Annotated in this window: 21 protein-coding genes; 12 read left to right on the plus strand and 9 right to left on the minus strand. The window is 71.1% G+C overall.

What is annotated here, in order from left to right; translation table 11 throughout:
* Positions 1-63: 63 nt before the first annotated feature.
* Entirely contained in the window at positions 64-420 is a 357-nt protein-coding gene (locus ACFVH0_RS38680) for an iron-sulfur cluster assembly accessory protein (RefSeq protein WP_030933606.1), read from the minus strand.
* Between the two features lie 246 nt (positions 421-666).
* Here ACFVH0_RS38680 and nadA point away from each other — a divergent pair, with 246 nt between their 5' ends.
* Positions 667-1,863, plus strand: a complete 1,197-nt coding sequence (nadA, locus tag ACFVH0_RS38685; protein WP_385828119.1) for a quinolinate synthase NadA — start codon at positions 667-669, stop codon at positions 1,861-1,863.
* Between the two features lie 92 nt (positions 1,864-1,955).
* Here nadA and ACFVH0_RS38690 read toward each other — a convergent pair whose 3' ends face one another.
* The 5 genes from ACFVH0_RS38690 to ACFVH0_RS38710 form a co-directional block, all read right to left on the minus strand.
* Positions 1,956-5,111 carry an efflux RND transporter permease subunit gene (locus ACFVH0_RS38690; protein WP_385828120.1) on the minus strand — a complete coding sequence of 1,052 codons (3,156 nt, stop codon included), beginning with the start codon at positions 5,109-5,111 and terminating at the stop codon, positions 1,956-1,958.
* A gap of 164 nt (positions 5,112-5,275) precedes the next feature.
* Positions 5,276-5,971, minus strand: a complete 696-nt coding sequence (locus ACFVH0_RS38695; RefSeq protein WP_385828121.1) for a response regulator — start codon at positions 5,969-5,971, stop codon at positions 5,276-5,278.
* The gene (locus tag ACFVH0_RS38700) at positions 5,968-7,227 is read right to left on the minus strand and encodes a sensor histidine kinase (RefSeq protein ID WP_385828122.1); all 1,260 of its coding nucleotides are present in this window, start codon (positions 7,225-7,227) and stop codon (positions 5,968-5,970) included. Before ACFVH0_RS38700 ends, ACFVH0_RS38695 begins: the two co-directional genes overlap by 4 nt.
* Positions 7,228-7,364: 137 nt before the next feature.
* Positions 7,365-7,643 carry a hypothetical protein gene (locus tag ACFVH0_RS38705; protein WP_266691293.1) on the minus strand — a complete coding sequence of 93 codons (279 nt, stop codon included), beginning with the start codon at positions 7,641-7,643 and terminating at the stop codon, positions 7,365-7,367.
* 9 nt (positions 7,644-7,652) lie between these two features.
* On the minus strand, positions 7,653-8,435 hold the full coding sequence (locus ACFVH0_RS38710) for a PspA/IM30 family protein (RefSeq protein WP_385828123.1): 783 nt from the start codon (positions 8,433-8,435) through the stop codon (positions 7,653-7,655).
* 297 nt (positions 8,436-8,732) lie between these two features.
* On the opposite strand from ACFVH0_RS38710, the gene ACFVH0_RS38715 reads away from it, so the two are divergent.
* The 3 genes from ACFVH0_RS38715 to ACFVH0_RS38725 all read left to right on the plus strand — a co-directional run bounded on the left by ACFVH0_RS38715 (position 8,733) and on the right by ACFVH0_RS38725 (position 11,354).
* Positions 8,733-9,332 carry a DUF3043 domain-containing protein gene (locus ACFVH0_RS38715; protein ID WP_385828136.1) on the plus strand — a complete coding sequence of 200 codons (600 nt, stop codon included), beginning with the start codon at positions 8,733-8,735 and terminating at the stop codon, positions 9,330-9,332.
* An 89-nt stretch (positions 9,333-9,421) separates the two neighbouring features.
* Positions 9,422-10,180, plus strand: a complete 759-nt coding sequence (locus tag ACFVH0_RS38720; RefSeq protein ID WP_385828124.1) for a class I SAM-dependent methyltransferase — start codon at positions 9,422-9,424, stop codon at positions 10,178-10,180.
* Between the two features lie 97 nt (positions 10,181-10,277).
* Positions 10,278-11,354, plus strand: a complete 1,077-nt coding sequence (locus ACFVH0_RS38725) for a S1C family serine protease (RefSeq protein ID WP_385828125.1) — start codon at positions 10,278-10,280, stop codon at positions 11,352-11,354.
* Positions 11,355-11,416: 62 nt separating this feature from the next.
* Here the strand turns inward: ACFVH0_RS38725 and ACFVH0_RS38730 are convergent, their stop codons facing one another.
* Positions 11,417-11,626, minus strand: coding sequence for a hypothetical protein (locus tag ACFVH0_RS38730; RefSeq protein ID WP_353780693.1), 210 nt, complete (start codon positions 11,624-11,626; stop codon positions 11,417-11,419).
* 128 nt (positions 11,627-11,754) lie between these two features.
* Between ACFVH0_RS38730 and ACFVH0_RS38735 the strand changes: the two genes are divergently transcribed.
* From ACFVH0_RS38735 to ACFVH0_RS38750, 4 genes are all read left to right on the plus strand, one after another.
* The gene (locus ACFVH0_RS38735) at positions 11,755-12,957 is read left to right on the plus strand and encodes a bifunctional adenosylcobinamide kinase/adenosylcobinamide-phosphate guanylyltransferase (RefSeq protein WP_385828126.1); all 1,203 of its coding nucleotides are present in this window, start codon (positions 11,755-11,757) and stop codon (positions 12,955-12,957) included.
* Positions 12,958-13,087: 130 nt separating this feature from the next.
* On the plus strand, positions 13,088-14,194 hold the full coding sequence (gene cobT / locus ACFVH0_RS38740; RefSeq protein WP_385828127.1) for a nicotinate-nucleotide--dimethylbenzimidazole phosphoribosyltransferase: 1,107 nt from the start codon (positions 13,088-13,090) through the stop codon (positions 14,192-14,194).
* A gap of 88 nt (positions 14,195-14,282) precedes the next feature.
* Positions 14,283-16,085 carry a phosphatidylglycerol lysyltransferase domain-containing protein gene (locus tag ACFVH0_RS38745; protein WP_385828128.1) on the plus strand — a complete coding sequence of 601 codons (1,803 nt, stop codon included), beginning with the start codon at positions 14,283-14,285 and terminating at the stop codon, positions 16,083-16,085.
* On the plus strand, positions 16,082-16,837 hold the full coding sequence (locus tag ACFVH0_RS38750; protein ID WP_385828129.1) for a hypothetical protein: 756 nt from the start codon (positions 16,082-16,084) through the stop codon (positions 16,835-16,837). Before ACFVH0_RS38745 ends, ACFVH0_RS38750 begins: the two co-directional genes overlap by 4 nt.
* On the opposite strand, the gene ACFVH0_RS38755 is transcribed toward ACFVH0_RS38750, so the two are convergent.
* Complete coding sequence (locus ACFVH0_RS38755; protein ID WP_385828130.1) at positions 16,744-17,505, minus strand: hypothetical protein; 762 nt, start codon at positions 17,503-17,505, stop codon at positions 16,744-16,746. The two genes, ACFVH0_RS38750 and ACFVH0_RS38755, sit on opposite strands and share 94 nt — an antisense overlap.
* Positions 17,506-17,593: 88 nt before the next feature.
* Here ACFVH0_RS38755 and cobS point away from each other — a divergent pair, with 88 nt between their 5' ends.
* Positions 17,594-18,373: an adenosylcobinamide-GDP ribazoletransferase gene (gene cobS / locus ACFVH0_RS38760; RefSeq protein WP_385828131.1), complete on the plus strand. Its 780-nt coding sequence runs from the start codon at positions 17,594-17,596 to the stop codon at positions 18,371-18,373.
* Here the strand turns inward: cobS and ACFVH0_RS38765 are convergent.
* Complete coding sequence (locus ACFVH0_RS38765; protein ID WP_385828132.1) at positions 18,370-19,224, minus strand: endo alpha-1,4 polygalactosaminidase; 855 nt, start codon at positions 19,222-19,224, stop codon at positions 18,370-18,372. The two genes, cobS and ACFVH0_RS38765, sit on opposite strands and share 4 nt — an antisense overlap.
* Before the next feature lie 260 nt (positions 19,225-19,484).
* On the opposite strand from ACFVH0_RS38765, the gene ACFVH0_RS38770 reads away from it, so the two are divergent.
* From ACFVH0_RS38770 to sucB, 3 genes are all read left to right on the plus strand, one after another.
* Positions 19,485-21,041, plus strand: a complete 1,557-nt coding sequence (locus ACFVH0_RS38770) for a leucyl aminopeptidase (RefSeq protein ID WP_385828133.1) — start codon at positions 19,485-19,487, stop codon at positions 21,039-21,041.
* A gap of 328 nt (positions 21,042-21,369) precedes the next feature.
* Complete coding sequence (gene lpdA, locus ACFVH0_RS38775; RefSeq protein WP_385828134.1) at positions 21,370-22,758, plus strand: dihydrolipoyl dehydrogenase; 1,389 nt, start codon at positions 21,370-21,372, stop codon at positions 22,756-22,758.
* 61 nt (positions 22,759-22,819) lie between these two features.
* Complete coding sequence (gene sucB, locus ACFVH0_RS38780) at positions 22,820-24,220, plus strand: 2-oxoglutarate dehydrogenase, E2 component, dihydrolipoamide succinyltransferase (RefSeq protein WP_385828135.1); 1,401 nt, start codon at positions 22,820-22,822, stop codon at positions 24,218-24,220.
* Positions 24,221-24,267 lie beyond the last annotated feature (47 nt).

Genomic DNA, 24,267 nt, shown 5'->3' on the forward strand with positions numbered 1-24,267 from the left:
GTGCCGTTCCGCGTCGCGCTCAGGCGGTACGCGCCGCCTTCAGGGCTCAGCTTCCTTCAGGGCTCAGCTGAAGGAGTCGCCGCAGGCGCAGGAGCCGGTGGCGTTGGGGTTGTCGATCGTGAAGCCCTGCTTCTCGATGGTGTCGACGAAGTCGATGGAGGCGCCACCCAGGTACGGAGCACTCATCCGGTCGGTGACGACCTTGACGCCGTCGAAGTCCTTCACGACGTCGCCGTCGAGCGAACGCTCGTCGAAGAAGAGCTGGTAGCGCAGGCCCGAGCAGCCGCCGGGCTGGACGGCGACGCGCAGCGCCAGGTCGTCACGGCCCTCCTGCTCCAGCAGGCCCTTGACCTTGGCTGCGGCGGCGTCGGACAGGAGGATGCCGTCGCTCACGGTGGTGGTCTCGTCCGATACGGACATCTGCTTCTCTCCCGGGTTGTACGGAGACTGCTTGCCGACGTTGCAACCGTCGGGACCGCGGATTCATTCCGGGCCGAGCGCTTGCCTGTTCCATTCATGCTCGCACACCGGTCGGCCGGGGGGATGCGTCACATAGACACTATGGCCATCGTCAAAGTGACGTGAACCGGATATGATAGATAGCGTCAATTAGACGAAAAGGCTTCGCGGAAGCTATTCGCAGAGGCTTTCAGCAGAGAAGAAAGGGTGCGTGACGTGACCACGGCCCACCCCGTCCAGGATCTCGACGTCCAGCCGACGCCCCTCGCCCTGCTCCTGCTCGGCCGTGAGGCCGACCCGAAGAGCGAGCGCGGTGTCGAGTGCCCCGGCGACCTGCCCTCCCCGTCCGACCCGGACCTGGTGGAGCGCGCCCGCGCGGCCAAGGAGAAGCTCGGGGACAAGGTGTTCGTCCTCGGCCACCACTACCAGCGCGACGAGGTCATCCAGTTCGCGGACGTCACGGGCGACTCGTTCAAGCTCGCCCGGGACGCGGCCGCGCGGCCGGAGGCCGAGTACATCGTCTTCTGCGGCGTGCACTTCATGGCCGAGTCGGCGGACATCCTGACCACCGACGACCAGAAGGTCGTGCTGCCGGACCTGGCCGCGGGCTGTTCCATGGCCGACATGGCCACCGCCGAGCAGGTCGCCGAGTGCTGGGACGTGCTGACCGAGGCCGGGGTCGCCGAGCAGGTCGTGCCCGTCTCGTACATGAACTCCTCCGCCGACATCAAGGCGTTCACCGGCCGGCACGGCGGCACGATCTGCACCTCGTCCAACGCGAAGCGGGCGCTGGAGTGGGCCTTCGAGCAGGGCGAGAAGATCCTCTTCCTGCCCGACCAGCACCTGGGCCGGAACACCGCGGTCCGCGACATGGGGATGTCGCTGGAGGACTGCGTCCTCTACAACCCGCACAAGCCGAACGGCGGTCTGACCGCCGAGGAGCTGCGGAACGCGAAGATGATCCTGTGGCGCGGGCACTGCTCGGTGCACGGCCGCTTCTCGGTGGAGTCCGTCAATGACGTCCGTGAGCGGATACCGGGCGTCAATGTGCTGGTGCACCCGGAGTGCAAGCACGAGGTCGTGGCGGCGGCGGACCACGTCGGTTCGACGGAGTACATCATCAAGGCCCTGGAGGCGGCCCCGGCCGGCTCGAAGTGGGCGATCGGCACCGAGCTGAACCTGGTGCGCCGGCTGGCCAACCGGTTCGCGGCCGAGGACAAGGAGATCGTCTTCCTCGACAAGACGGTGTGCTTCTGCTCGACGATGAACCGGATCGACCTGCCGCACCTGGTGTGGACGCTGGAGTCGCTGGCCGAGGGCAACCTGGTCAACCGGATCGAGGTCGACCCGGAGACGGAGAAGTACGCCAAGCTCGCGCTGGAGCGGATGCTGGCGCTGCCGTAGGCGGCGGTGTGCGGGCCTCCTGGCCCGCCGGAGACACAGAGCGGCCCCGGCACCGTGGGAAACGGTGCCGGGGCCGCTGTGCGTCCCGGGCGTTACGCCTTCGCGGGCTCCGGCTCCTCGGAGGCGGTCGCCTCCGCGGGGGCCGGGGCGGGCACGCCCGCCTTCTTCGCCCGCTTGAGCGCCTTCTTCTTCGCGCGGCGCTCCTTGCGGAGCTCCACCATCGCGTAGAGCGTCGGCACCAGGAGCAGCGTCAGCAGGGTCGAGGTGACCAGGCCGCCGATCACGACCACGGCGAGCGGCTGCGAGATGAAGCCGCCCTCGCCGGTGACGCCGAGTGCCATCGGGAGCAGGGCGAAGATGGTCGCGAGCGCGGTCATCAGGATCGGGCGGAGCCGGTGGCGACCGCCCTCGATGACCGCTTCGACGACGCCCATGCCCTGGGCCCGGTACTGGTTGATCAGGTCGATCAGCACGATCGCGTTGGTGACCACGATGCCGATCAGCATCAGCATGCCGATCATCGCCGGGACGCCCATCGGGGTGCCGGTGATCACGAGCAGGCCGATGGCACCGGTCGCCGCGAACGGGATGGAGACCAGCAGGATCAGCGGCTGGATGAGGGACTTGAAGGTCGCCACCAGCAGCATGAAGACGATCGCGATCGCGGCCAGCATGGCCAGGCCGAGCTTCAGGAACGCGTCGTTCTGGTCCTCGGAGACACCGCCGATGGTGGCGGTGGCGCCGTCCGGGAGCTTCAGCTCGTTGATCTTCGTCTGGAGCGCGGCGCCGACGGCGCCGGTGTTGTCACCGATGGGCTTGGCGGTGATCGTCGCGGCGCGCTGGCCGTCGATCCGGGTCATCGAGACCGGGCCGGGGACCAGCTCGACGTCGGCGATCTGTCCGAGCTTCACCGGGCCGAGGGGAAGGTTCTTCAGCTCGGCCATGGTGGTCGCCGGGTGGGCGGACCTGATGACGACGTCGCGCTCGGTGTCGTCCATGATCGCCTTGCCGGACGGGGTGCCGCGCACCGCTCCGGCGACGGCCGCGCCGAGCGTGGCCTGGTCGAATCCGGCCTCTGCGGCCTTGGGCGTGGCTTTGACCGAGATCCGCGGGATGCTCTGCGCGAGGTCGCTCTGGACGTCGGTGACGTCCTTCAGCCCGGCCACTCCGGCCCGGACCTGCTCGGACGCCTTCTTCAGCACGTCCGCGTCGGCGGCCTTGACCACGACGCTGAGGTCCTGGCTGCCGAAGCCGTCGCCCGCGGCGATGGTGGTGTCACCGATGCCGTCGAGCTTGCCGAGCGCGGTGTCGATGCGCTTCTGCGTGGCGTCGAAGTCGCCCGAGTCCTTCAGGGTGACCTGGTACGAGGCCTGGTTGGCGCCGGTGCCACCGCCGAAGGCCGCCATGAAGCCGGACGAGCCGACGGTGACCTGGTAGTCCTTGACGCCCTCGTCGTCGGTGAGGACCTTCTCGACCTTCCTGGCCGCCTTGTCCGCGGCCGCCAGGCTGGTGCCGGGGGCCAGCTCCTGCTTGATGGAGAGGACCTCCTGCTCGCCCTGGTCGAAGAAGTTGGTCTTCAGCAGCGGGGCCATGCCGAAGGTGGCGAGGAACACCACGATCGCGATGACGATGCTGGTGATGCGGCGCCGGGTGGCGAAGCGCAGCACCGGGACGTACAGCTTCTGGAGCCGGCTGCGGGCCTCCTTCTCCTCGGCCTCGCGACGGGCCTCGTCCGGGTTCTCCGTGGCGCCCTTCGGGGCGCGCAGGAACCAGTACGACAGGACGGGGACGACGGTCAGCGAGACCAGCAGGGATGCCAGCAGGGCCGCGGTGACGGTCAGCGAGAAGGAACCGAAGAGCTCGCCGACCATGCCGCCGACGAGACCGATCGGCAGGAAGACGGCGACCGTGGTGAGGGTCGAGGAGGTGACCGCGCCGGCCACTTCCTTCACCGCGGTGATGATCGCCGACTGGCGCTCCTCGCCATAGCCGAGGTGACGCTTGATGTTCTCCAGGACCACGATCGAGTCGTCGACGACGCGGCCGATCGCGATGGTCAGCGCGCCCAGCGTGAGCATGTTGAGCGAGAGGTCACGGGTCCAGAGCACGATCAGCGCGAGGACCACGGAGAGCGGGATGGAGACCGCGGTGACCAGGGTCGAGCGCAGCGAGGCGAGGAAGACCAGGATCACGATGACGGCGAAGAGCAGACCGAGGGCGCCCTCGGTGGTCAGGCCGGAGATCGCCTTGGAGACGGCGGGGCCCTGGTCGGAGACGACGGTCAGTTCGGCACCGGCTCCGAGGTCCTTGCGGAGGTCGGGGAGCTTGTCCTTGACCGCGTCCGAGATGGCGACGGCGCTGCCGTCCTTGTCCATCGTGGCCATCACGGCGAGGCTCGGCTTGCCGTTCGTACGCGTGATGGAGACCGCGGTGGACGGCTCCTGCTTCACGGTGGCGACGTCACCGAGGCGGACCGGTTCGCCGGGCTTGCCCGTGGCCGGGTTCTGACCGGTGACCCGCAGGTCCTCGATCTGCTTCAGGGAGGTGAAGGCACCGCCGACCTGGATGGTGCGGCTCTTGCCCGACTCGGAGAAGGAACCGGCGGGGACGGTCGCGCCGCCCGCCTGGAGCGCCTGGGAGAGCGTGCCGGTGTTCAGACCGGCGGCGGCGAGCTTCCGGTCGTCGGGGGTGACGGAGATCTGGAGGTCCTGCACACCGTCGACGGTGACCTGGCCGACTCCGCTGATGTCCTCCAGGGCGGGGACGACCGTGCGGTCCAGCTGGTCGGCGAGCGCCTGCTGGTCCTTGTCGGAGGTGACGGCGAGGACGACGGCCGGGATGTCGTCCGTCGAACCGGCGATGACCTGCGGGTCGACGTCGTCGGGAAGCTGGGCGCGGGCGCGGTTCACCGCCTGCTGGATGTCGGCGACGAGCTGCTTGGTGCCCTCGCTGCCGAAGTCGAAGGACGCCATGATGACGGCGCTGCCCTCGCTGGCGGTCGAGGTGATCCCGGTGACGCCGTCGACGGCCTTGACCGAGTTCTCCAGCGGCTCGACGACCTGCTTCTCGACCACATCGGGGGACGCACCCTGGTAGGGGGCGATGACCGACACCATCGGGAGTTCGATGGTGGGCAGCAGCTGCTGCTTGAGCTGCGGGATCGCTATCGCCCCGAATACGAGCGCGACGATCGAGATCAGACCGATCAGGGCCCGTTGCGCGAGGCTGAATCTGGACAGCCAGGACATGGGTGGGTCTCTCTTCTGTGGCTTACGCGGCAGGTGGGCGGGCGGCTGAGGGACAGACCCGGCCCATCTATACGATCGCCTGCCGGCAGGGCCCGGGGCGTCGGCCCCAGGTCGCTTTCTTATGCCGCGCATACCGCAGGTGGAGTACGCCGTATCTCCACCCCTCACTCCACCCTGGGGCGCACCAGGCCGGATTCGTAGGCAATTACCACCAATTGGGCCCGGTCCCTGGCGCCGAGCTTCGCCATCGCCCGGTTCACATGGGTCTTGACCGTGAGCGGGCTGACGACGAGCCGCTCGGCGATCTCGTCGTTGGAGTGGCCGCCCGCGACCAGGACGAGCACCTCGCGCTCGCGTCCGGTGAGCGCGGCGAGCCGCTCGGAGTACTCCGCGGTGCTCGGCCCGTCGCCCTGCGAACTGCCGCCCTGCGCGAGGAAGGTGGCGATCAGTCCCTTGGTCGCGGCGGGCGACAGCAGCGCCTCGCCGCCCGCGGCGATACGGATCGCGTTGAGCAGTTCCTCGGGTTCCGCCCCTTTGCCGAGGAAGCCGGACGCCCCGGCCCGCAGCGACTGCACCACGTACTCGTCGACCTCGAAGGTGGTGAGCATGACGACCCGTACGCCGGCCAGCTCCGGATCGGCGCTGATCATGCGGGTCGCGGTGAGTCCGTCCGTACCGGGCATCCGGATGTCCATCAGCACCACGTCGGCGCCGGTCGAGCGGGCGAGCTCCACGGCCTGTGCGCCGTCCGCCGCCTCGCCGACCACCTCCATGTCGGCCTCCGAGTCGACCAGCACCCGGAACGCGCTGCGCAGCAGCGCCTGGTCGTCGACGAGCAGCACCTTGATGGGCCCTGTCATGCGGTTTCCCCCGTCCGGCCCGCCGCGCCCGGCTCCCCGGACTCTCCCGTGCGGGCCTCGACGGGCAGGATCGCATGGACCCTGAATCCGCCGCCGTAGCGGGGCCCGGCGGTGAGGGTGCCGCCGAGCGCGGCGACGCGTTCGCGCATGCCGAGCAGGCCGTGCCCGCCGCCGTGGCCGTGGCAGCCGCCCACGCCGGAGCCGTTGTCGATCACGGTGATCTCGGCCGTGGACCCGACCCGTACGACGCTCACCTCGGCCCTGGCCCCGGGGCCCGCGTGCTTGCGGACATTGGTCAGCGCTTCCTGGATGACCCGGTACGCGGCCAGGTCGACGGCCGCGGGCAGCGGGGGCCGCCGGTCGGTGCAGACCACCTCGACGGGGAGCCCGGCCCGGCGGACGGTGTCGACCAGTGCGTCGAGGACGGCGAGCCCCGGTGCGGGTTCGGTGGGCGCCGCCGGGTCGCCGGACTGCCGCAGCAGCCCGACGGTGGCCCGCAGTTCGTCGAGCGCGGAGCGGCTGGCCTCCCGGACGTGGGCGAGCGCCTCCTTGGCCTGGTCGGGGCGCTTGTCCATGACATGGGCGGCCACCCCGGCCTGGACGTTGACCAGGGCGATGTGGTGGGCGACGACGTCGTGGAGATCGCGGGCGATCCGCAGCCGCTCCTCGGCGACCCGCCGCCGGGCCTCCTCGTCGCGGCTGCGCTCGGCCCGTTCGGCCCGTTCCCTGATCGCGTCGACGAAGGCGCGCCTGGAGCGGACGGCGTCCCCCGCCGCGCAGGCCATGCCGGTCCAGGCGAAGACGCCGAAGTTCTCCTGGCTGTACCAGGGCGCCGCGCCGAAGAGCATCGCCGAGGCCGTCAGCACGGCCACCGTCAGCAGACCGACCCGCCAGGTGGTGGGCCGGTCGGTGCGGGCGGCGACGGTGTACAGCGCGATGACGGTGGCCATGACCACCGGCGCGGGCGGGTCGGACTTCACCAGCTCGACGACGGTCAGCCCGACGATGACCGCGAGCACCACCATGGGCCTGCGCCGCCGCCAGATGAGCGCCACGGCACCGGCCACCATCAGCAGCACGCCGCTCACCGCGGGCGGACGGGTTCCGAAGGAGGGCCCCTCCCCCGCGCGCGGGTGGACGAACGACCCGACGATCATCGCCACCAGCACGGCCAGGGCCAGGGCGGCGTCCAGCGCGAGGGGATGGTCGCGCAGCCAGTGCCGGACGCGCAGAACCCCGGTTCCGAGGGTGGTCACGTCAAGCTACGTTACGGCGTGTCGCACGGGAATCGGGCCGGCCCCGTGCGAAAGGCCCGGACACACCCGTGCCCCGGGTCCGGCGGACCGGACCCGGGGCACGGGTTCATGCGTGTGCTGGAGAGGGGCGAACGGCGTCAGCCGGGGATCAGGCCGTCGTCGCGGAGCATGGCGCGCACCTCTTCGAGGGTCGCGTCGGACGACGGCAGGATCAGCTCGGACGGCTCCAGGGAGTCGTCCGGCAGCGCTGTGCCGAGCTCGCGCACCCTGGCGAGGAGCGCGTGGAGGGTGGTGCGGAAACCCGGTCCGTCACCGCTCTCCATCTCGGCGAGCAGTTCGTCGTCGAGCCCGTCGAGCTCGGCGAGATGACTGTCGGCCAGTGCGACCTGGCCCTCCCCCATGATCCGTACGATCATGACGCCGCCTCAACTCTTGTCGAACCTGTGCGGGGACTGCGACGACTGCTGCTGGGCGGCGTCCTGCGTGCCGCCCTCGATCGCCTGCTGCTGGCTGGAGCCGCCGGCCAGCTCGGCCTTCATGCGCTGGAGCTCCAGCTCCACATCCGTACCGCCGGAGATCCGGTCCAGCTCGGCGGCGATGTCGTCCTTCGCCGTGCCGCTCGGGTCGTCCAGGGCACCGGAGGCGAGCAGCTCGTCGATCGCGCCGGCCCGGGCCTGCAGCTGCTGGGTCTTGTCCTCGGCCCGCTGGATCGCCAGGCCGACGTCGCCCATCTCCTCGGAGATCCCGGAGAATGCCTCGCCGATCCGGGTCTGCGCCTGGGCGGCGGTGTAGGTGGCCTTGATGGTCTCCTTCTTGGTGCGGAAGGCATCGACCTTGGCCTGCAGCCGCTGCGCCGCAAGGGTGAGCTTCTCCTCCTCGCCCTGCAGCGTGGTGTGCTGCGTCTCCAGGTCGGTGACCTGCTGCTGGAGTGCGGCGCGCCGGGACAGCGCCTCGCGGGCCAGGTCCTCGCGACCGAGCGCGAGCGCCTTGCGGCCCTGGTCCTCCAGCTTGGACGACTGTCCCTGCAGCTGGTTCAGCTGCAGCTCCAGCCGCTTGCGCGAGGTCGCCACGTCGGCGACACCGCGACGTACCTTCTGAAGCAGTTCGAGCTGCTTCTGGTACGAGTAATCGAGGGTCTCGCGCGGATCCTCGGCCCGGTCAAGGGCCTTGTTTGCCTTCGCGCGGAAGATCATCCCCATACGCTTCATGACACCGCTCATGGGCTTCGCGCGCCCCCTTCTGACGGACTGAGCTCCAGCACTCCAACAGAACCCACAGTACGGGCCCTGCCTCTATTACCGCACTGTTCGGGCAAGGATGGGCTCCTACCCAAGGACGACTGCACCAGGTCACCACTCCGGCCCGAGGAGTAGGCGGGGGTCAGGGAGACCCGGTTGCGTCACCCGTACCGGGCACCCCGGCACACCTGCGAGGACGCAGGCCGTTGCCGGATCGTTCCCGACCGGCCTGGGGTCGTGGCGATCGAACCCGTACCCTTGGGCCTTGTGTTCCGTAGCCGTTCGAAGGAAGAGAAGGCGCCCACCGGCAAGGTGATGGCGGACCTCTCCAAGCAGCCCCGCGACCCGCAGGCCCCCAAAGGTCGCCCCACCCCCAAGCGCAGCGATGCCCAGTCGCAGCGCCGTCGCGCCTCCAGTGGCGCGCCGCTCGACCGCAAGGAGGCCATGAAGCGGCAGCGCGAAGCGCGCCGTGTGGACATGGCCAAGCAGCGTGAGGCGCTCGCCAGTGGCGACGAGCGCTATCTGCCGGCTCGCGACAAGGGCCCGGTGCGGCGCTTCGTCCGCGACTACGTGGACTCGCGTTTCTGCATCGCGGAGTTCTTCCTGCCGCTCGCCGTGATCATTCTGATTCTCAGCGTGATCCAGGTGCAGAACATCCAGAACATCTCGCTGCTGCTCTGGCTCGTGGTGATCGTGCTGATCGTGATCGACTCGATCGGCCTCTCGATCCGCCTGAAGAAGCAGCTCAAGGAGCGCTTCCCCGATACGCCCAAGCGTGGCGCGGTCGCCTACGGCCTGATGCGCACGCTTCAGATGCGTCGCCTCCGGCTGCCGAAGCCGCAGGTCAAGCGTGGAGAGCGGCCCTGAGTACGCATGTCTCCGGCTCGGTCGGCGGTCTGTCCGCCGGCCGGCCGGACGATGCCGTTCCCGTCACCGGGTTCTCCGGAGCCTCCTCGGTGTGGCTGAAGGGGCTCGGCGGGCTGCGCAACACCGTCCGCCAGGAGCTGGTGGCCCGGCAGCTCGACGAGCAGATAGCGGCCCGCTTCCCGGTCGGGCAGCGGCTGCGGGTGCTGGACGTCGGCATGGGCCAGGGCACCCAGGCGCTGCGCCTGGCGCGGGCCGGTCATACGGTGACCGGCCTGGAGTCGGACGCCGAGATGCTGCGGGTGGCCAAGGAGGCGCTCGGCAGCGAGCCCGCGGGCATCCGTGAGCGGGTCCGGCTGATCGAGGGCAACGGCCTGGACACCGGGGTGCACTTCCTGCCCGGCAGCTTCGACGTGGTGCTCTGCCACGGGGTGCTGATGTATGTCCGGGATCCGGACGCGATGCTGGCGGGCCTGGCCCGGATGCTCGCCCCGGGCGGACTGCTCTCACTGCTCGTACGGAACGCGGACGCGCTGGCGATGCGGCCCGGGACCGCCGGGGACTGGGCCGGGGCGCTGGCCGCCTTCGACACGGACACGTACACCAACCGGCTGGGCCTCACCGTGCGGGCCGACCGGCTGGACACCCTGACGTCCACGCTCGCCGGGATCGCGGCGCCGCTGCACGCCTGGTACGGGGTGCGCGTCTTCACGGACAACGTGAGCAACGACGTGGAGCTGCCGGCCGCGGCCGAGCTGGAGCAGGTGCTCGCCGCGGAGGACCGGGCCGGGCGCACCGATCCGTACCGCCGGGTGGCCGCGCTGCTGCACCTGTGCGGGGTCCGGGGCTGAGAGGACGCGGGTACGGGTCGCCGGGGCTGCCCGGCGGCGTGCCCCGCCCGGCCGATCCCAGGAGGCCGCATACCGGGCCGAAAGCGATGATTCGGACATGGATGCATTCCACTCCCGTGCCCGTGTTCGCCGGCTGCTGCTGTCCCTGGCCGCAGGTGTCTGTGCGATCGCCCTGGTGAGCGGCTGCTCGGACGCGGCCTCCGAATCACCGAGGTCCGACCCCAGCACCCCGGCCTCCGCCTCCCGGACCGCCAGTGATCTCCAGAACGACTACCAGGCCGTGATCGAGAACGTGCTGCCGTCGGTGGTGCAGATCGAGGCCTCCGAGGGCCTGGGCTCCGGCATCGTCTACGACACCAAGGGCCATATCGTCACCAATGCCCATGTGGTCGGCAACGACAAAGATTTCAAGGTCACCGTCGCCACCGGCGAGAAGGTGATGAAGGCCACGCTGGTGGCCGCCTACCCGGAGCAGGATCTGGCCGTCATCAAGCTCGACAGCGTGCCGTCCGGTCTGAAGCCCGCGAAGTTCGGCGACTCGGAGAAGGTCGAGGTGGGGCAGATCGTGCTGGCGATGGGCTCACCGCTCGGGCTGTCCTCCAGCGTCACCCAGGGCATCGTCTCGGCGCTCGGCCGGACCGTCAGCGAGAGCCGCGCCGGCGGCGGCACCGGCGCGACGATCGCGAACATGGTGCAGACCTCGGCCGCGATCAACCCGGGCAACAGCGGGGGCGCGCTGGTCAACCTGGACAGCGAGGTGATCGGCATCCCGACCCTGGCGGCGACCGACCCGGAACTGGGCGGCAGCGCGGCGCCGGGGATCGGGTTCGCGATCCCGGTGTCGATGGTGAAGACGGTCGCCGATCAGATCATCGAGAGCGGCAGGGTCACCGACTCGGGCCGGGCGGCCCTGAACATCACCGGCCGCACCGTCGTCGACGACAACTACCAGCCGGCCGGGGTGGCGCTGGTGAGTGTGACGAGGGACGGCGCCGCGGACAAGGCGGGCCTGCGGCCCGGCGACATCGTCACCAGGATCGACGACCAGCCGGTCACCACGATCACCTCCCTGTCGGAGGCGCTGGCCTCGGACAAGCCGGGCGAGAAGGTCACGGTGACCTATCAGCGCAACGGGGCGCAGAAGACGGCGCGGGTCACCCTGGGCGAGATCTGACGACCCTCCTCGCGCGAGGAGTGACGAGAGGAGATCGAGCGCTCCTCGCGCGAGGCGGCGGATCAGCCCTGGTCCGCCTGGAGGCTCATGGGGCCGTAGATCTTCGTCGAGTCGTCGAAGAGCGTCACCTGGTCCGCCCCGCCGTCGAGGAGTTCCTTCCAGTGCTCACCGATCCAGGATTCCGCGTCGCCCTGGGTGGTGAATTCCTCCGGCTGCAGGGCCGGTTCCGTCTCCGTACCGTCGGACTTCTCGAACCGCCACGTCCACGCCATGTCCGCCTCCTGGGTCGCTTTGCTGCCCCGCAGCCTAGTCCCTGCGTCCGGTACGGGGACCGGCTCCGCACCCGTCCGGACGCCCCCAGGTCGCGCACCGGTCGCACGGACGCGGGAGGATCAAAGGCGTGGAACTGACTCTGCTCGGCACCGGAGCCCCCGACGGGCTGCCGCAGCCCGAATGTCCCTGCGCCGCCTGCGCCGTCGCCCGTGGCGGGCGCTCGCGGGCCGCGACCGCGCTGCTGGTCGACGACGCGCTGCTGCTCGATCTCACTCCGGGGGCCGTGTTCGCGGCGGCCCGTGCGGGGCATTCGCTCACCGGGGTGCGGCAGGTACTGCTCACCCATCCGCACGACGGGCCCGCCGTGGAGCTGCCCGCGGGGCTGCCCCCGGCGGGGCGGGTGCCGGACGGGCGGGTACTGACGCTGATCAGCGGGCACCGGGTGCGGGCGGTGCCGATGGACGCTCCGGGCACCGGGTACGAGGTCACCGGTCCGGCGGGCCCCCGGCTGCTGTACATGCCGCCGGGGGCCGCGCCCGCCGGTCTCTCCGACCGGGTGGCGGAGCCGTACGACATGGTGGTCGGCGATGTGGTGGGGCGGCCGGACGCGGTGGCGCGACTGCGGGCCGTGGAGGCGATCGGCCCGGCCACCGAGATCGTGGCCGTCCATCTGGACCATGACGCACCGCCCGGGGCCGAGCTGGACCGGCGGCTCGCGGCGGCCGGCGCGCGGGCCGTGCCGGACGGGACGACGCTGGTGGTGGGCGAGTACCACGCCCTCCCGGCGGTGCCCAGGCGCACGCTGGTGACGGGCGGGGCCAGATCGGGAAAGTCGGTGGAGGCCGAGCGGCGCCTGGAGACGTTCCCCGAGGTGGTGTACGTGGCGACCGGCGGCGGCCGGGAGGGCGACGCGGAGTGGGCGGCCCGGGTCGGTCTGCACCGGGAGCGCCGGCCGGCCGCCTGGCGCACCGAGGAGACCTGTGAGCTGGTGGAGCTGCTGGAGTCGGACGGGCCGCCGCTGCTGATCGACTGCCTGTCGCTCTGGCTGACGGACGCGATGGACCGGGTGGACGCCTGGGACGACGCGGCGTGGGCCGGGGGCGGTGAGGGCGCCCTTCGCGAGCGGGCCGCCGAGCTGGTCGCGGCGGTACGCGGAACGCGTCGTACGGTCGTCGCCGTCACCAATGAGACCGGCTCGGGCGTGGTGCCCGCGACGGCCGCCGGGCGGCGCTTCCGGGACGAGCTGGGCCGGCTGAACGCCGCGTTCGCCGACGAGTGCGAGCAGGTGCTGCTGGTGGTGGCCGGACAGGCGCTGGTGCTGCGCGGCTGACCGGGGCCGCCCGCGGTCGCGGGGCCTCGCGCCGACCGGGCGTCAGAAAGGCGGCGGGTACTGTTCCGCAGTGAGCCCGCCGCCGGGCTCACCGGCCCACTCGACGCATCGACCCGCGAGGCAGACCCCCGTGAATCTGGACGACTTCTCCGACCTGATCGAACGCCCCGACGGCGGCGTACGGCGCGATGCCGAGGAACGCCGGGAGCGCCTGAGCGTTCCCGTCGGCTCCCTCGGCCGCCTGGACGAACTGGGCGAATGGCTCTCGGCCGCGCAGCAGTCCGTACCGGTCAAGACGATCGAGCAGCCGCGCGTGGTGCTCTTCGCCGGTGATCACGGGGTGGCCGGACTGGATGTCTCCGGGCGCCCGGCCGGGAGCGCGTACGAGCTGGTGCGGGCCACGCTGGACGGCGCGACGCCGCTCGCGGTGCTGGCCCGGCAGTTCTCCGTACCGGTACGGATCGTCGATGCCGGGCTGGACTGCGATCCGGAGCTGCTGCCCGAGTCGGTGGTACGTCACCGGGTGCGGCGGGGCAGCGGCCGGATCGACATCGAGGACGCGCTGACGGCCGAGGAGGCCGAGCGGGCGGTACGGCTCGGCATGGCGATCGCCGACGAGGAGGCCGACTCGGGCACCGATCTGGTGGTGCTCGGTGATCTGAGCGTGGGCGGGACCACGGCCGCGGCCACCCTGATCGCGGCTCTGTGCGGTACGGACGCCTCGGTGGTCACCGGGCGCGGCGGCGCGGGCATCGACGACCTGGCGTGGATGCGCAAGTGCGCGGCGATCCGGGACGCGCTGCGGCGGGCCCGGCCGGTCCTCGGTGACCAGCTGGAGCTGCTGGCCACGGTGGGCGGTGCGGATCTGGCGGCGATGACCGGGTTCCTGTTGCAGTGCGCGGTGCGCAGGCTGCCGGTGATCCTGGACGGCGTGGTCTCCGCGGCCTGTGCGCTGGTGGGCCAGCGGGCCGCCTTCCGGGCGCCGGACTGGTGGCTGGCCGGTCAGGCGAGCGGTGAGCCGGCCCAGGCCAAGGCGCTGGACCGGATGGCACTCAACCCCTTGCTGGACCACGGCGTCATCGTGGGGGAAGGAAGCGGGGCATTGCTCGCACTCCCGCTTGTCCGGGCGGCGGCCGCACTCGCGGCCGAGCTGCCCGAACGCGACCCCGTCGCCGAGGAGAAGGACGCTGCCGACGAGGGAGCCGGGGCCGGCGCCGCGTACGGCGACGCGACCTGAGGCTCCCGGACCGGCGTTGCTGCGGCCGGTGAACACCGGCCGCAGCGCAGTCCCTCATGCAGTGCGATGCACCATATGATCGCTTTTCATGGGAGAGGTCCGATTGTCCACCGACGCATCCGGGCGGGACAGCGTCCGGCCACCGAGCACCGTCCGGTCCCGGCGCAGCGCGGCATTCGCCATCTGGTACCTGCGCGTCGTTTCGTTCATCAACTTCCTGAGCGCCGTCTGGGTCACTCTCGGCAACGATCTGCGCCGCCACAACACGGAGAACTACTTCACCCCCTACCTGCTCACCGCGGGCTTCTCCTCCGGGGTCGTCGCACTCTTCCTGGCGGTCACCATGCGCCGCCGCAAGCGGGCCGCCTGGATCGTGAACATGGTGGTGAGCGGCCTGCTGCTGCTCCTCTTCGCCCTGGTGATCGCGTTCCCCGAGGTACGGCGGTATCCGCAGAACTGGATCTCGCTGGCGCTGACCGCCGCCTTCGTCCTGGCCCTGATCCTCGGCCGGCGCGAGTTCTACGCGAAGGGCGACCGGTCCAACCCGAAGCTGGCGGCCGTCGTCGCGATCGGCGGACTGCTGGTCACCTCGCTGATCGCCGCGGGCCTGGTCACCCTCACCAACACCGCGTCCGACGGCTACCGGGCGTCCTTCCTGGACCGCTGGCGCTACGGGGCGCTGAGGCTGGTCTCGGTCGCCGACAACGACGCCGCCTTCCCCGGGATCACCGCCCCCGGCTGGGTCAACGTCACCATCAACGTGCTCTCCACGCTGCTGCTGATCGCCGTCGTGTACGCGGCGTTCCGGTCCCGCCGGGCCGTCGACCCTCTCACCCCCGAGGACGAGGCCCGGCTCCGGGCGCTGCTGGAGAAGCACGGCGAGCGCGACTCGCTCGGCTACTTCTCGCTGCGCCGGGAGAAGAGCGTCATCTGGTCCCCGACCGGGAAGGCCGCCGTCACCTACCGGGTGGTGGGCGGGGTCTCGCTCGCCTCCGGTGATCCCATCGGCGACCCGGAGGCCTGGCCGGGGGCGATCGAGCCGTGGCTGGCCGAGGCCCGCGAGCACGGCTGGATCCCGGCGGTGATGGGGGTGAGCGAGGAGGGCGGCACGGTCTACGCACGGCACGGCCTCGACGCCCTGGAGCTGGGCGACGAAGCGATCGTGGAGACCGCCGAGTTCACCCTGGAGGGGCGGGCGATGCGGACCGTCCGCCAGGCGTACAACCGGGTCGGGCGCGCCGGGTACGAGGTGACCGTCCGCCGCCACGCGGACATCCCCGGGGCGGAGATGGCCGAACTGGTGCGGCGCGCCGACGACTGGCGCGACGGGGCGACCGAACGCGGCTTCTCGATGGCGCTGGGCCGGCTCGGTGATCCGGCCGACGGCCGGTGCGTGATGCTCGAATGCCGCGACGCCCCCACCGAGGAAGGCGCTCCGGGCGAGTTGCGCGCCGTACTGAGCTTCGTGCCCTGGGGGCCGAACGGCCTCTCGCTGGACCTGATGCGCCGTGACCGGAACGCGGAGAACGGGCTGATGGAGTTCATGGTCATCGAACTCCTCCGGCGTGCCGAGGAGATCGGGATCACGCAGGTCTCGCTGAACTTCGCGATGTTCAGGTCCGTCTTCGAGCGCGGTTCACGGCTCGGTGCCGGACCGGTGCTGAGGCTGTGGCGCTCGATGCTCAGTTTCTTCTCGCGCTGGTGGCAGATCGAGTCGCTGTACCGCGCCAACGCCAAGTACCGGCCGATCTGGGAGCCACGCTTCATGCTGTTCGAGAAGAGCTCGGACCTGCTGCGCATCGGCGTCGCCGCGGGCCGCGCCGAGGGATTCCTGGAGGCACCCGGTCTGCCCAAGTGGCTGCACCGCTCGCATCTCGGGGCCGATGGATGAGACCCGTGCGCGCGCTGCGCCGGGCAGCTCGCCGCGAGTGGGGTCCGCTGTCGGCGACCGTACGCGCGGCGCTCGCAGCCGGCCGGCTGCGGGTGATCCCGATGGCCCTCGCCGCGGTCTGTCTGACGGCGCTGCTCCACGCGCTTCAGCACCACTCGTGGGGTCTCGGGGTGGTGCACGCCCTCGGGGCGGTGCGGGCCGAGGACCCGTTGTGGGTGTCCCTGCTGCGTACGCCGTTGTCGCTGTTCGTGCCGGCGCCGGATCTGCCGGTCTGGGGGGCGCTGGTGCAGATCCTGGTGGTGTTCGGCACCGCCGAGATCTGCCTGGGCCGGTGGCGCACGCTGCTGATCGCGTACGTGGCGACGCTGGCCGGGACGCTGTACGCGCGCATCGGTGTCGCGCTCGGCCCGGACGGGCCGTTCGGGCTGCCGGCCTCGGACGCCCGGATCATCGACACCGGGCCGTCCGCGGCGGTGGTCGGCCTCGCCGTCTACCTCTGTTACGTCCACCGGGCCCGCTTCACCGGGGCGCTGGTGATCGCGGCGATGGTGGCCGAGGTGTTCCTGAAGAACAATCTGGCGGGCAAGGAGCATCTGGTGGCGATCGCCGCCGTCCTCCTGATGTGCGTCCGCGCGCCCCGCCGGGACCGGCCCCGGGATCAGGACTTGCGCCCCGGGAGCGGCACCCGGTCCGGTGCGCCGCCGATCAGATCCTCGAACCTGCGCCGCGGGCCCGCCCAGCGCACGTCGTGATGGTAGGCGCGCAGCACCGAACGGGCGCGGGCCCGGTGCCGGTTGCGGTAGAAGCGCCTGGCCCACATCGAGGTCGGCCGGGCCAGCCGGACCGCGCCGATCAGCGCGACGAACGGGACCAGCGTGCCGACGACCGCGAGCCGCGCCTTGCCCTTGAAGAGCGCGATCAGCACGAAGCAGAAGTTGACGACCAGGGTCAGCACGACGCCGAGCCGGTCCTGCTGCTCGTCGCTGCTCAGCTCGTTCACGCCGAGCGGTGAGAATCCGCCCAGCACCAGCAGCACCAGCGCCGCGGTGAGGACCACCACCTCCACGCTCCGGCGGCCCTCCTCGGTCCAGTACACGTCGTCGAGATGGAGGATCAGGGCGAACTCGTCCAGCACCAGCCCCGCGCCCGCGCCGAAGACCACGGCGCAGATCCCCGCGGTGACGCCCTCCCGCCCGCTGGCGACCGCGCCGAAGCCGCCGACGACGCTCAGCACCACCCCGGGGACCACGTGATGGATGTGCATCCCGCCGGGCGTGATGTTGCGGAACGGGCCCTTCCCCGCCCGGATCATCCGAGTGATGAAGCGGGTGATCGCGAAGGTGAGCACGAAGGAGGCCAGGGCCAGGAGCAGCGGCAGCTTCCCCGGCTCGACGATGTTCTGATCGAACCAGTGACCCATGCCACCCACTCCCGATAAGCCGCTTCTGTCATGTTCTGTCGCGTTACGGGCAATCTATCGGCCGGGCTCAGCGATTAGCCTGCGCGCCGTGACCTCCCTGAACAGCCACGGCATCCGCTTCGCCTTCGGCACGCTGACCGTGCTCCCCGTCCGCGTCACCCGCTGGGACCGCGAGGCCGCCCGCGCCGGAATGCTGTGCGCGCCGCTCGCCGGTCTCGTGGTGGGGCTGCTCTCGGCGGCGGCCGGCGGCCTGTTGCTGCTGCTCGGCTCGGCACCGCTGCTCGCCGCGGTCGCCTCGGCCGCCGTGCCCGCGGCGCTGACCCGGGGTCTGCATCTGGACGGTCTCGCGGACACCGCCGACGGCCTGGGCAGCGGCAAGCCCGCCGACGACGCCCTGCGGATCATGAAGCAGTCGGACATTGGGCCATTCGGTGTGATCACCCTGCTGTTCGTGCTGCTGGCCCAGGTCGCCGCGCTGGCCGGGCTGTACGGGCGGGGCTGGGCGTACGGCGCGGTGGCGGCGGCCGTCGCCGCGGTCACCGCCCGGCTCGCGCTCACCCTGGCCTCCCGCCGGGGTGTGCCGCCGGCCCGTCCGGAGGGGCTGGGCGCAGCGGTGGCGGGGACGGTCACGGGGCGGGGCGCGGTGTCGGTCGGGGCCGTGGTGGTCGCGGGCTGTGCGGGGGCCGGTGCGCTGCTCGGCGGGTACGGGGCGCTGCACCACGCGCTGGCCGCGGTGGCCGCGCTCGGGGCCGCCCAGCTCCTGCTGCGGCACTGTGTGCGGCGCTTCGGCGGGGTGACCGGCGATGTGTTCGGCGCGCTGGCGGAGACGGCGGCGACGGCGGCCCTGGTGGCCCTGACGTTCGGTTAGCCGTTCTGCGCGCGGCCCTTCGGGCACTCCTGGCGCCACACACCGAGTTCGTACTTCTTCAGCAGGGAGCTGAGCCCGAGCCGCCGCGACCCGGCGCAGAACCGGGCGACGGGCAGCTCGTACTCGACGTGGAAGACCGCCTTGCCCGCCTTCACGAACGGGGTCAGCTCCTCGCACTCGTCGTACTGCGCGCACTGCTCGTTGACCGCGAAGTCGAAGTCCGGCTCCAGCTGCGGGATCTGCCCGAGGTCGTTCTTCAGGCCGACGGCGAGCCCGTGCCGGTGGGCGAGCCGGGCGATGAGCCGGTTGTAGCGCAACTGGTCGGCGGCGGTCAGCGGGAAGCCGGTGCGGTTGCGGTAGCCGTCCATGTTGTCGGGCTCCACCGCGTCGAACCCCTTGTCGGCGCACATCTCGATCCGCCGCTCCATCAGCGGCTCCAGGATGTCCGTGCGGCGGATGTCGAGCCAGTGCTCCCCCTCCCAGCCGTTGCCCCTGCCGCGTACCGAGGCGGGGAACTTCCCGGCGTCCGGGCGGAAGTCCTCCCAGGCGCCGGTGGAGAGGTAGCAGATCACCTTGCGGCCCCGACGGTGCAGATCCTCGACCGCCGCGGCCCCGTGGTCGAAGCCGTCGATGTCGTACACCGGGACGTCCACCGTCGGATCCAGCCGGCCGGAGAGCTGCCACTGCCAGCGGGTGCCCGGTTCCGGCCGCCAGTGGTCCTCCCCGGCGGGTTCCGGTGCCGAGGTGCAGCCGGCCGACAGCGCCAGCAGAATCAGTACGGCGACGGGCAGCGCCCGGCTTCCTCGCGCCCGGCTTCCTCGCGTCGTGCTTGCGACCCCACGGGCGCGCATGGTTCTCCCCCCATAGGGTCCTTCACCTCCAACGAGCCTATGTCCACCGTCCCTTCCGGCCGCACGGCCCCCGGCCGGGACGTCCGGGACCGGGACCGTGGCGCCACAACGAGCCACCGACGGCCCGCCGCCGTGTTCCCGCACCAAGGGCGCGCGTAGGCTCATTCCCGGCACATTGCGGCGGCGTCTACGATGCGCCGGGCACGGTCGGCCCACCCCTCGACCGACAACGAACTCAACGGAAGCGAGATTTCACCACCGTGACTGCTCTCACTCTCAGCACTGCCGGTGCGGCGACGCTGCGCGCCGACGCACTCGTCGTCGGCGTCGCCAAGGGCTCTGGGTCCAAGACCGGGAGTCTGGTCCTCGCGCCGGGCTCCGAGGCCGTGGACAAGGCGTTCGACGGAAAGCTCGCCACCGTCCTGGAGGCCCTGGGCGCCGCAGGTGCCGAGGGCGAGGTGACCAAGCTCCCCGCACCCGCCGGTCTCAAGGTCCCGGTCGTCATCGCGGTCGGGCTCGGCTCCGTCCCGAAGAAGGACGAGGCGTACGACACCGAGGCGCTGCGCCGTGCCGCCGGTTCGGCCGCCCGCGCCCTGACCGGCTCGAAGAAGGCCGGTTTCGCGCTGCCCGTCGCCTCCGCCGAGGACGCCGAGGCGATCGCCGAGGGCGCGCTCCTGGGCGCGTACGCCTTCACCGCGTACCAGGGCGGCGAGGACAAGCTCGCCCCCAAGGGCAAGAAGAACGGCAACGGCGCGAAGCTGCCGCTCGGCGAGGTCGCCCTGCTCGGCACCAAGCCGCGCGACAAGGCGTTCAAGGCGGCCGCCGAGCGCGCCGTCGCGGTGGCCGAGGAGATCAACCGTGCCCGCGACCTGATCAACACCCCGCCGAACGACCTGTACCCCGAGTCCTTCGCCGCCGTGGCCACCGCCGCGGGCAAGGAGCACGGCATCAAGGTGCAGGTCCTCGACGAGAAGGCGCTCGTCAAGGGCGGCTTCGGCGGTCTGCTGGGCGTCGGCCAGGGCTCGACCCACGGCCCGCGTCTGGTGAAGCTCGCCTACACGCACCCGAAGGCGGAGAAGACCCTGGCCCTGGTCGGCAAGGGCATCACCTACGACTCGGGCGGCATCTCGCTGAAGCCGGCCGGCCACAACGAGACGATGAAGTGCGACATGAGCGGCGCCGCCGCCGTGTTCGCCGCCGTCGTCGCGGCCTCCCGCCTCGGCCTCCAGGTCAACGTGACCGGCTGGCTGGCGCTCGCCGAGAACATGCCGTCGGGCAACGCCACCCGCCCCGGTGACGTGCTGCGCATGTACAGCGGCAAGACCGTCGAGGTCCTCAACACGGACGCCGAGGGCCGGCTCGTCCTCGCCGACGCGCTGACCCGCGCCTCCGAGGAGAACCCGGACGCGATCGTCGACGTGGCGACCCTGACCGGCGCGATGGTGCTGGCGCTGGGCAACCGCACCTTCGGCATCATGGCGAACGACGACGCCTTCCGTACCTCCATCCACGAGATCGCCGAGGAGGTCGGCGAGGCCTCCTGGCCGATGCCGCTCCCCGCCGACCTGCGCAAGGGCATGGACTCCCCGACCGCCGACATCGCCAACATGGGCGAGCGGATGGGCGGCGGCCTGGTGGCCGGTCTGTTCCTCCAGGAGTTCGTGGGCGAGGGCATCGCCTGGGCGCACCTGGACATCGCCGGTCCGGCCTTCCACGAGGGCGCGCCGTACGGCTACACGCCCAAGGGCGGCACCGGCTCCGCGGTCCGCACGCTGGTCAGACTGGCCGAGCGCACCGCCGCCGGCGACCTCGGCTGAGGCAGCTGCTGTGACGTACGGCCCCGGGCATAGGCCCGGGGCCGTACGTGTTACGCCGATGGCATCGCCGCACGGATCCGGCCGGTTTCGCTCTCGACGAAATCAGTAGGGGTCTACGCAGCGGTAACCCCCTGAGACCGATGATCATCCGTCTCAGACCCGGGCCCCGCGTCCCGCCCACCGTCAACAAGTGCGAAGATGGGTTCTCGGCAGGACAGGGCCCCCACCACAGGGCCGAATAACAAAAGCGGCCGAACACCAGCCGACCGGCCGGTCATCCCCCAGCGACGGGGCCCGGCGTACGGCGCACATGCATGGAGGACGTGACGTGGCGAACGACGCCAGCACCGTTTTCGACCTAGTGATCCTCGGCGGTGGTAGCGGCGGTTACGCCGCGGCCCTGCGCGGAGCGCAGCTGGGCCTGGACGTCGCTCTGATCGAGAAGGGCAAGGTCGGCGGCACCTGCCTGCACAACGGCTGTATCCCCACGAAGGCCCTGCTGCACGCCGGTGAGATCGCCGACCAGGCGCGCGAGTCCGAGCAGTTCGGTGTCAAGGCCACCTTCGAGGGCATCGACATCGACGCCGTCCACAAGTACAAGGACGACGTGATCTCGGGCCTGTACAAGGGTCTGCAGGGTCTCATCGCCTCGCGCAAGGTCACCTACATCGAGGGTGAGGGACGGCTCTCCTCCCCCACCTCGGTGGATGTGAACGGCCAGCGCGTCCAGGGCCGCCACGTGCTGCTCGCGACCGGCTCCGTGCCGAAGTCGCTGCCGGGCCTGGAGATCGACGGCAACCGCATCATCTCGTCGGACCACGCGCTCAAGCTGGACCGCGTCCCGAAGTCCGCGATCGTGCTGGGCGGCGGCGTCATCGGCGTCGAGTTCGCCTCGGCGTGGACGTCCTTCGGCACCGACGTGACGATCATCGAGGGCCTGAAGCACCTCGTCCCGGTCGAGGACGAGAACAGCTCGAAGCTTCTTGAGCGCGCCTTCCGCAAGCGCGGCATCAAGTTCAACCTCGGTACGTTCTTCCAGAGCGCCGAGTACACGCAGGACGGCGTCCGCGTGACCCTCGCCGACGGCAAGACCTTCGAGGCCGAGGTGCTGCTGGTCGCCATCGGCCGCGGCCCGGTCTCGCAGGGCCTGGGCTACGAGGAGGCCGGCGTCGCGACGGACCGCGGTTACGTCCTCGTCGACGAGTACATGCAGACCAACGTCGAGACCATCTCGGCCGTGGGTGACCTGGTCCCGACGCTCCAGCTCGCGCACGTCGGCTTCGCCGAGGGCATCCTGGTGGCGGAGCGGCTGGCCGGTCTGAAGACCGTTCCGATCGACTACGACGGTGTCCCGCGGGTGACGTACTGCCACCCCGAGGTCGCCTCCGTGGGCATCACCGAGGCCAAGGCCAAGGAGCTCTACGGCGCGGACAAGGTCGTCGCTCTGAAGTACAACCTCGCGGGCAACGGCAAGAGCAAGATCCTCAAGACCGCGGGCGAGATCAAGCTCGTCCAGGTCAAGGACGGTGCCGTGGTCGGCGTCCACATGGTCGGTGACCGTATGGGCGAGCAGGTCGGCGAAGCCCAGCTGATCTACAACTGGGAGGCGCTGCCCGCCGAGGTCGCGCAGCTCATCCACGCCCACCCGACCCAGAACGAGGCGATGGGCGAGGCGCACCTGGCCCTGGCCGGCAAGCCTCTGCACTCCCACGACTGATCCAGTCGACCGGGCGCGACGACCGACCACTTCCGCACTTTCGTAAGGAGCAACTGAAACCATGTCGGTTTCCGTAACCCTTCCGGCGCTCGGCGAGAGCGTCACCGAGGGCACTGTCACCCGCTGGCTGAAGGCCGAGGGCGAGCGCGTCGAGGCCGACGAGCCGTTGCTCGAGGTTTCGACCGACAAGGTCGACACCGAGATCCCGGCCCCGGTTTCCGGTGTGCTGCTGGAGATCGTCGTCGCCGAGGACGAGACCGCCGAGGTCGGCGCCAAGCTCGCCGTCATCGGTGCCGCGGGTTCTGCCCCGGCCGCCGCTCCGGCTCCGGCCGCGCCGGCCCCCGTGGCCGCTCCGGCCCCGGTCGCCGCTGCCCCCGCTCCGGCCGCTCCGGCCGCCCCAGCTCCGGCTCCGGCTCCGGCCCCGGTGGCGCCCGCCGCCCCGGTCGCCGCTCCGGCGCCCGTGGCCGCTGCTCCGGTCGCGGCTCCCGCTCCGGTCACCCCGGTTGCCCCGGCCGCGACCTCCGGCGACGACGGCGCGTACGTCACGCCGCTGGTCCGCAAGCTCGCCGCCGAGAACGGCGTCGACCTGGGCGCGGTCAAGGGCACCGGCGTCGGTGGCCGCATCCGCAAGCAGGACGTCGTCGCCGCCGCGGAGGCCGCCAGGGCCGCCGCCGCTGTCCCGGCTCCGGCCGCCGCCGTTGCTCCGGCCGCCTCGAAGGCGCCGAAGCTGGAGGCGTCCCCGCTGCGCGGTCAGACGGTCAAGATGACCCGCATGCGCAAGGTCATCGGCGAGAACATGATGAAGGCCCTGCACTCGCAGGCCCAGCTGACCTCGGTCGTCGAGGTCGACGTCACCAAGCTGATGAAGCTGCGCAACAAGGCGAAGGACGCGTTCGCCGCCCGCGAGGGCGTCAAGCTTTCCCCGATGCCGTTCTACGTCAAGGCGGCGGCCCAGGCGCTGAAGGCCCACCCGGTCATCAACGCCCGGATCAACGAGGACGAGGGCACCATCACGTACTTCGACTCGGAGAACATCGGCATCGCCGTGGACGCCGAGAAGGGGCTGATGACCCCGGTCATCAAGGGTGCGGGCGACCTGAACATCGCCGGTATCTCGAAGAAGACCGCCGAGCTGGCCGGCAAGGCCCGCGGTGGCGGCCTGACGCCGGACGACATGTCCGGTGCCACCTTCACCATCAGCAACACCGGCTCGCGCGGTGCGCTGTTCGACACCGTCATCGTGCCCCCGAACCAGGCGGCCATCCTGGGCATCGGTGCCACGGTCAAGCGTCCGGCGGTCATCGAGACCGAGGAGGGCACCGTCATCGGTGTCCGCGACATGACGTACCTGTCGCTCTCCTACGACCACCGTCTGGTGGACGGCGCGGACGCCGCCCGTTACCTGACCTCGGTCAAGGCGATCCTGGAGGCCGGTGAGTTCGAGGTCGAGCTCGGCCTCTGAGCCCTTCGGCTGTAACCAGCCTCACCAGCGGCGCCCCCGTCCGGAAC

Source organism: Streptomyces sp. NPDC127117 (assembly GCF_042677325.1).
Classification (GTDB): Bacteria; Actinomycetota; Actinomycetes; order Streptomycetales; family Streptomycetaceae; genus Streptomyces.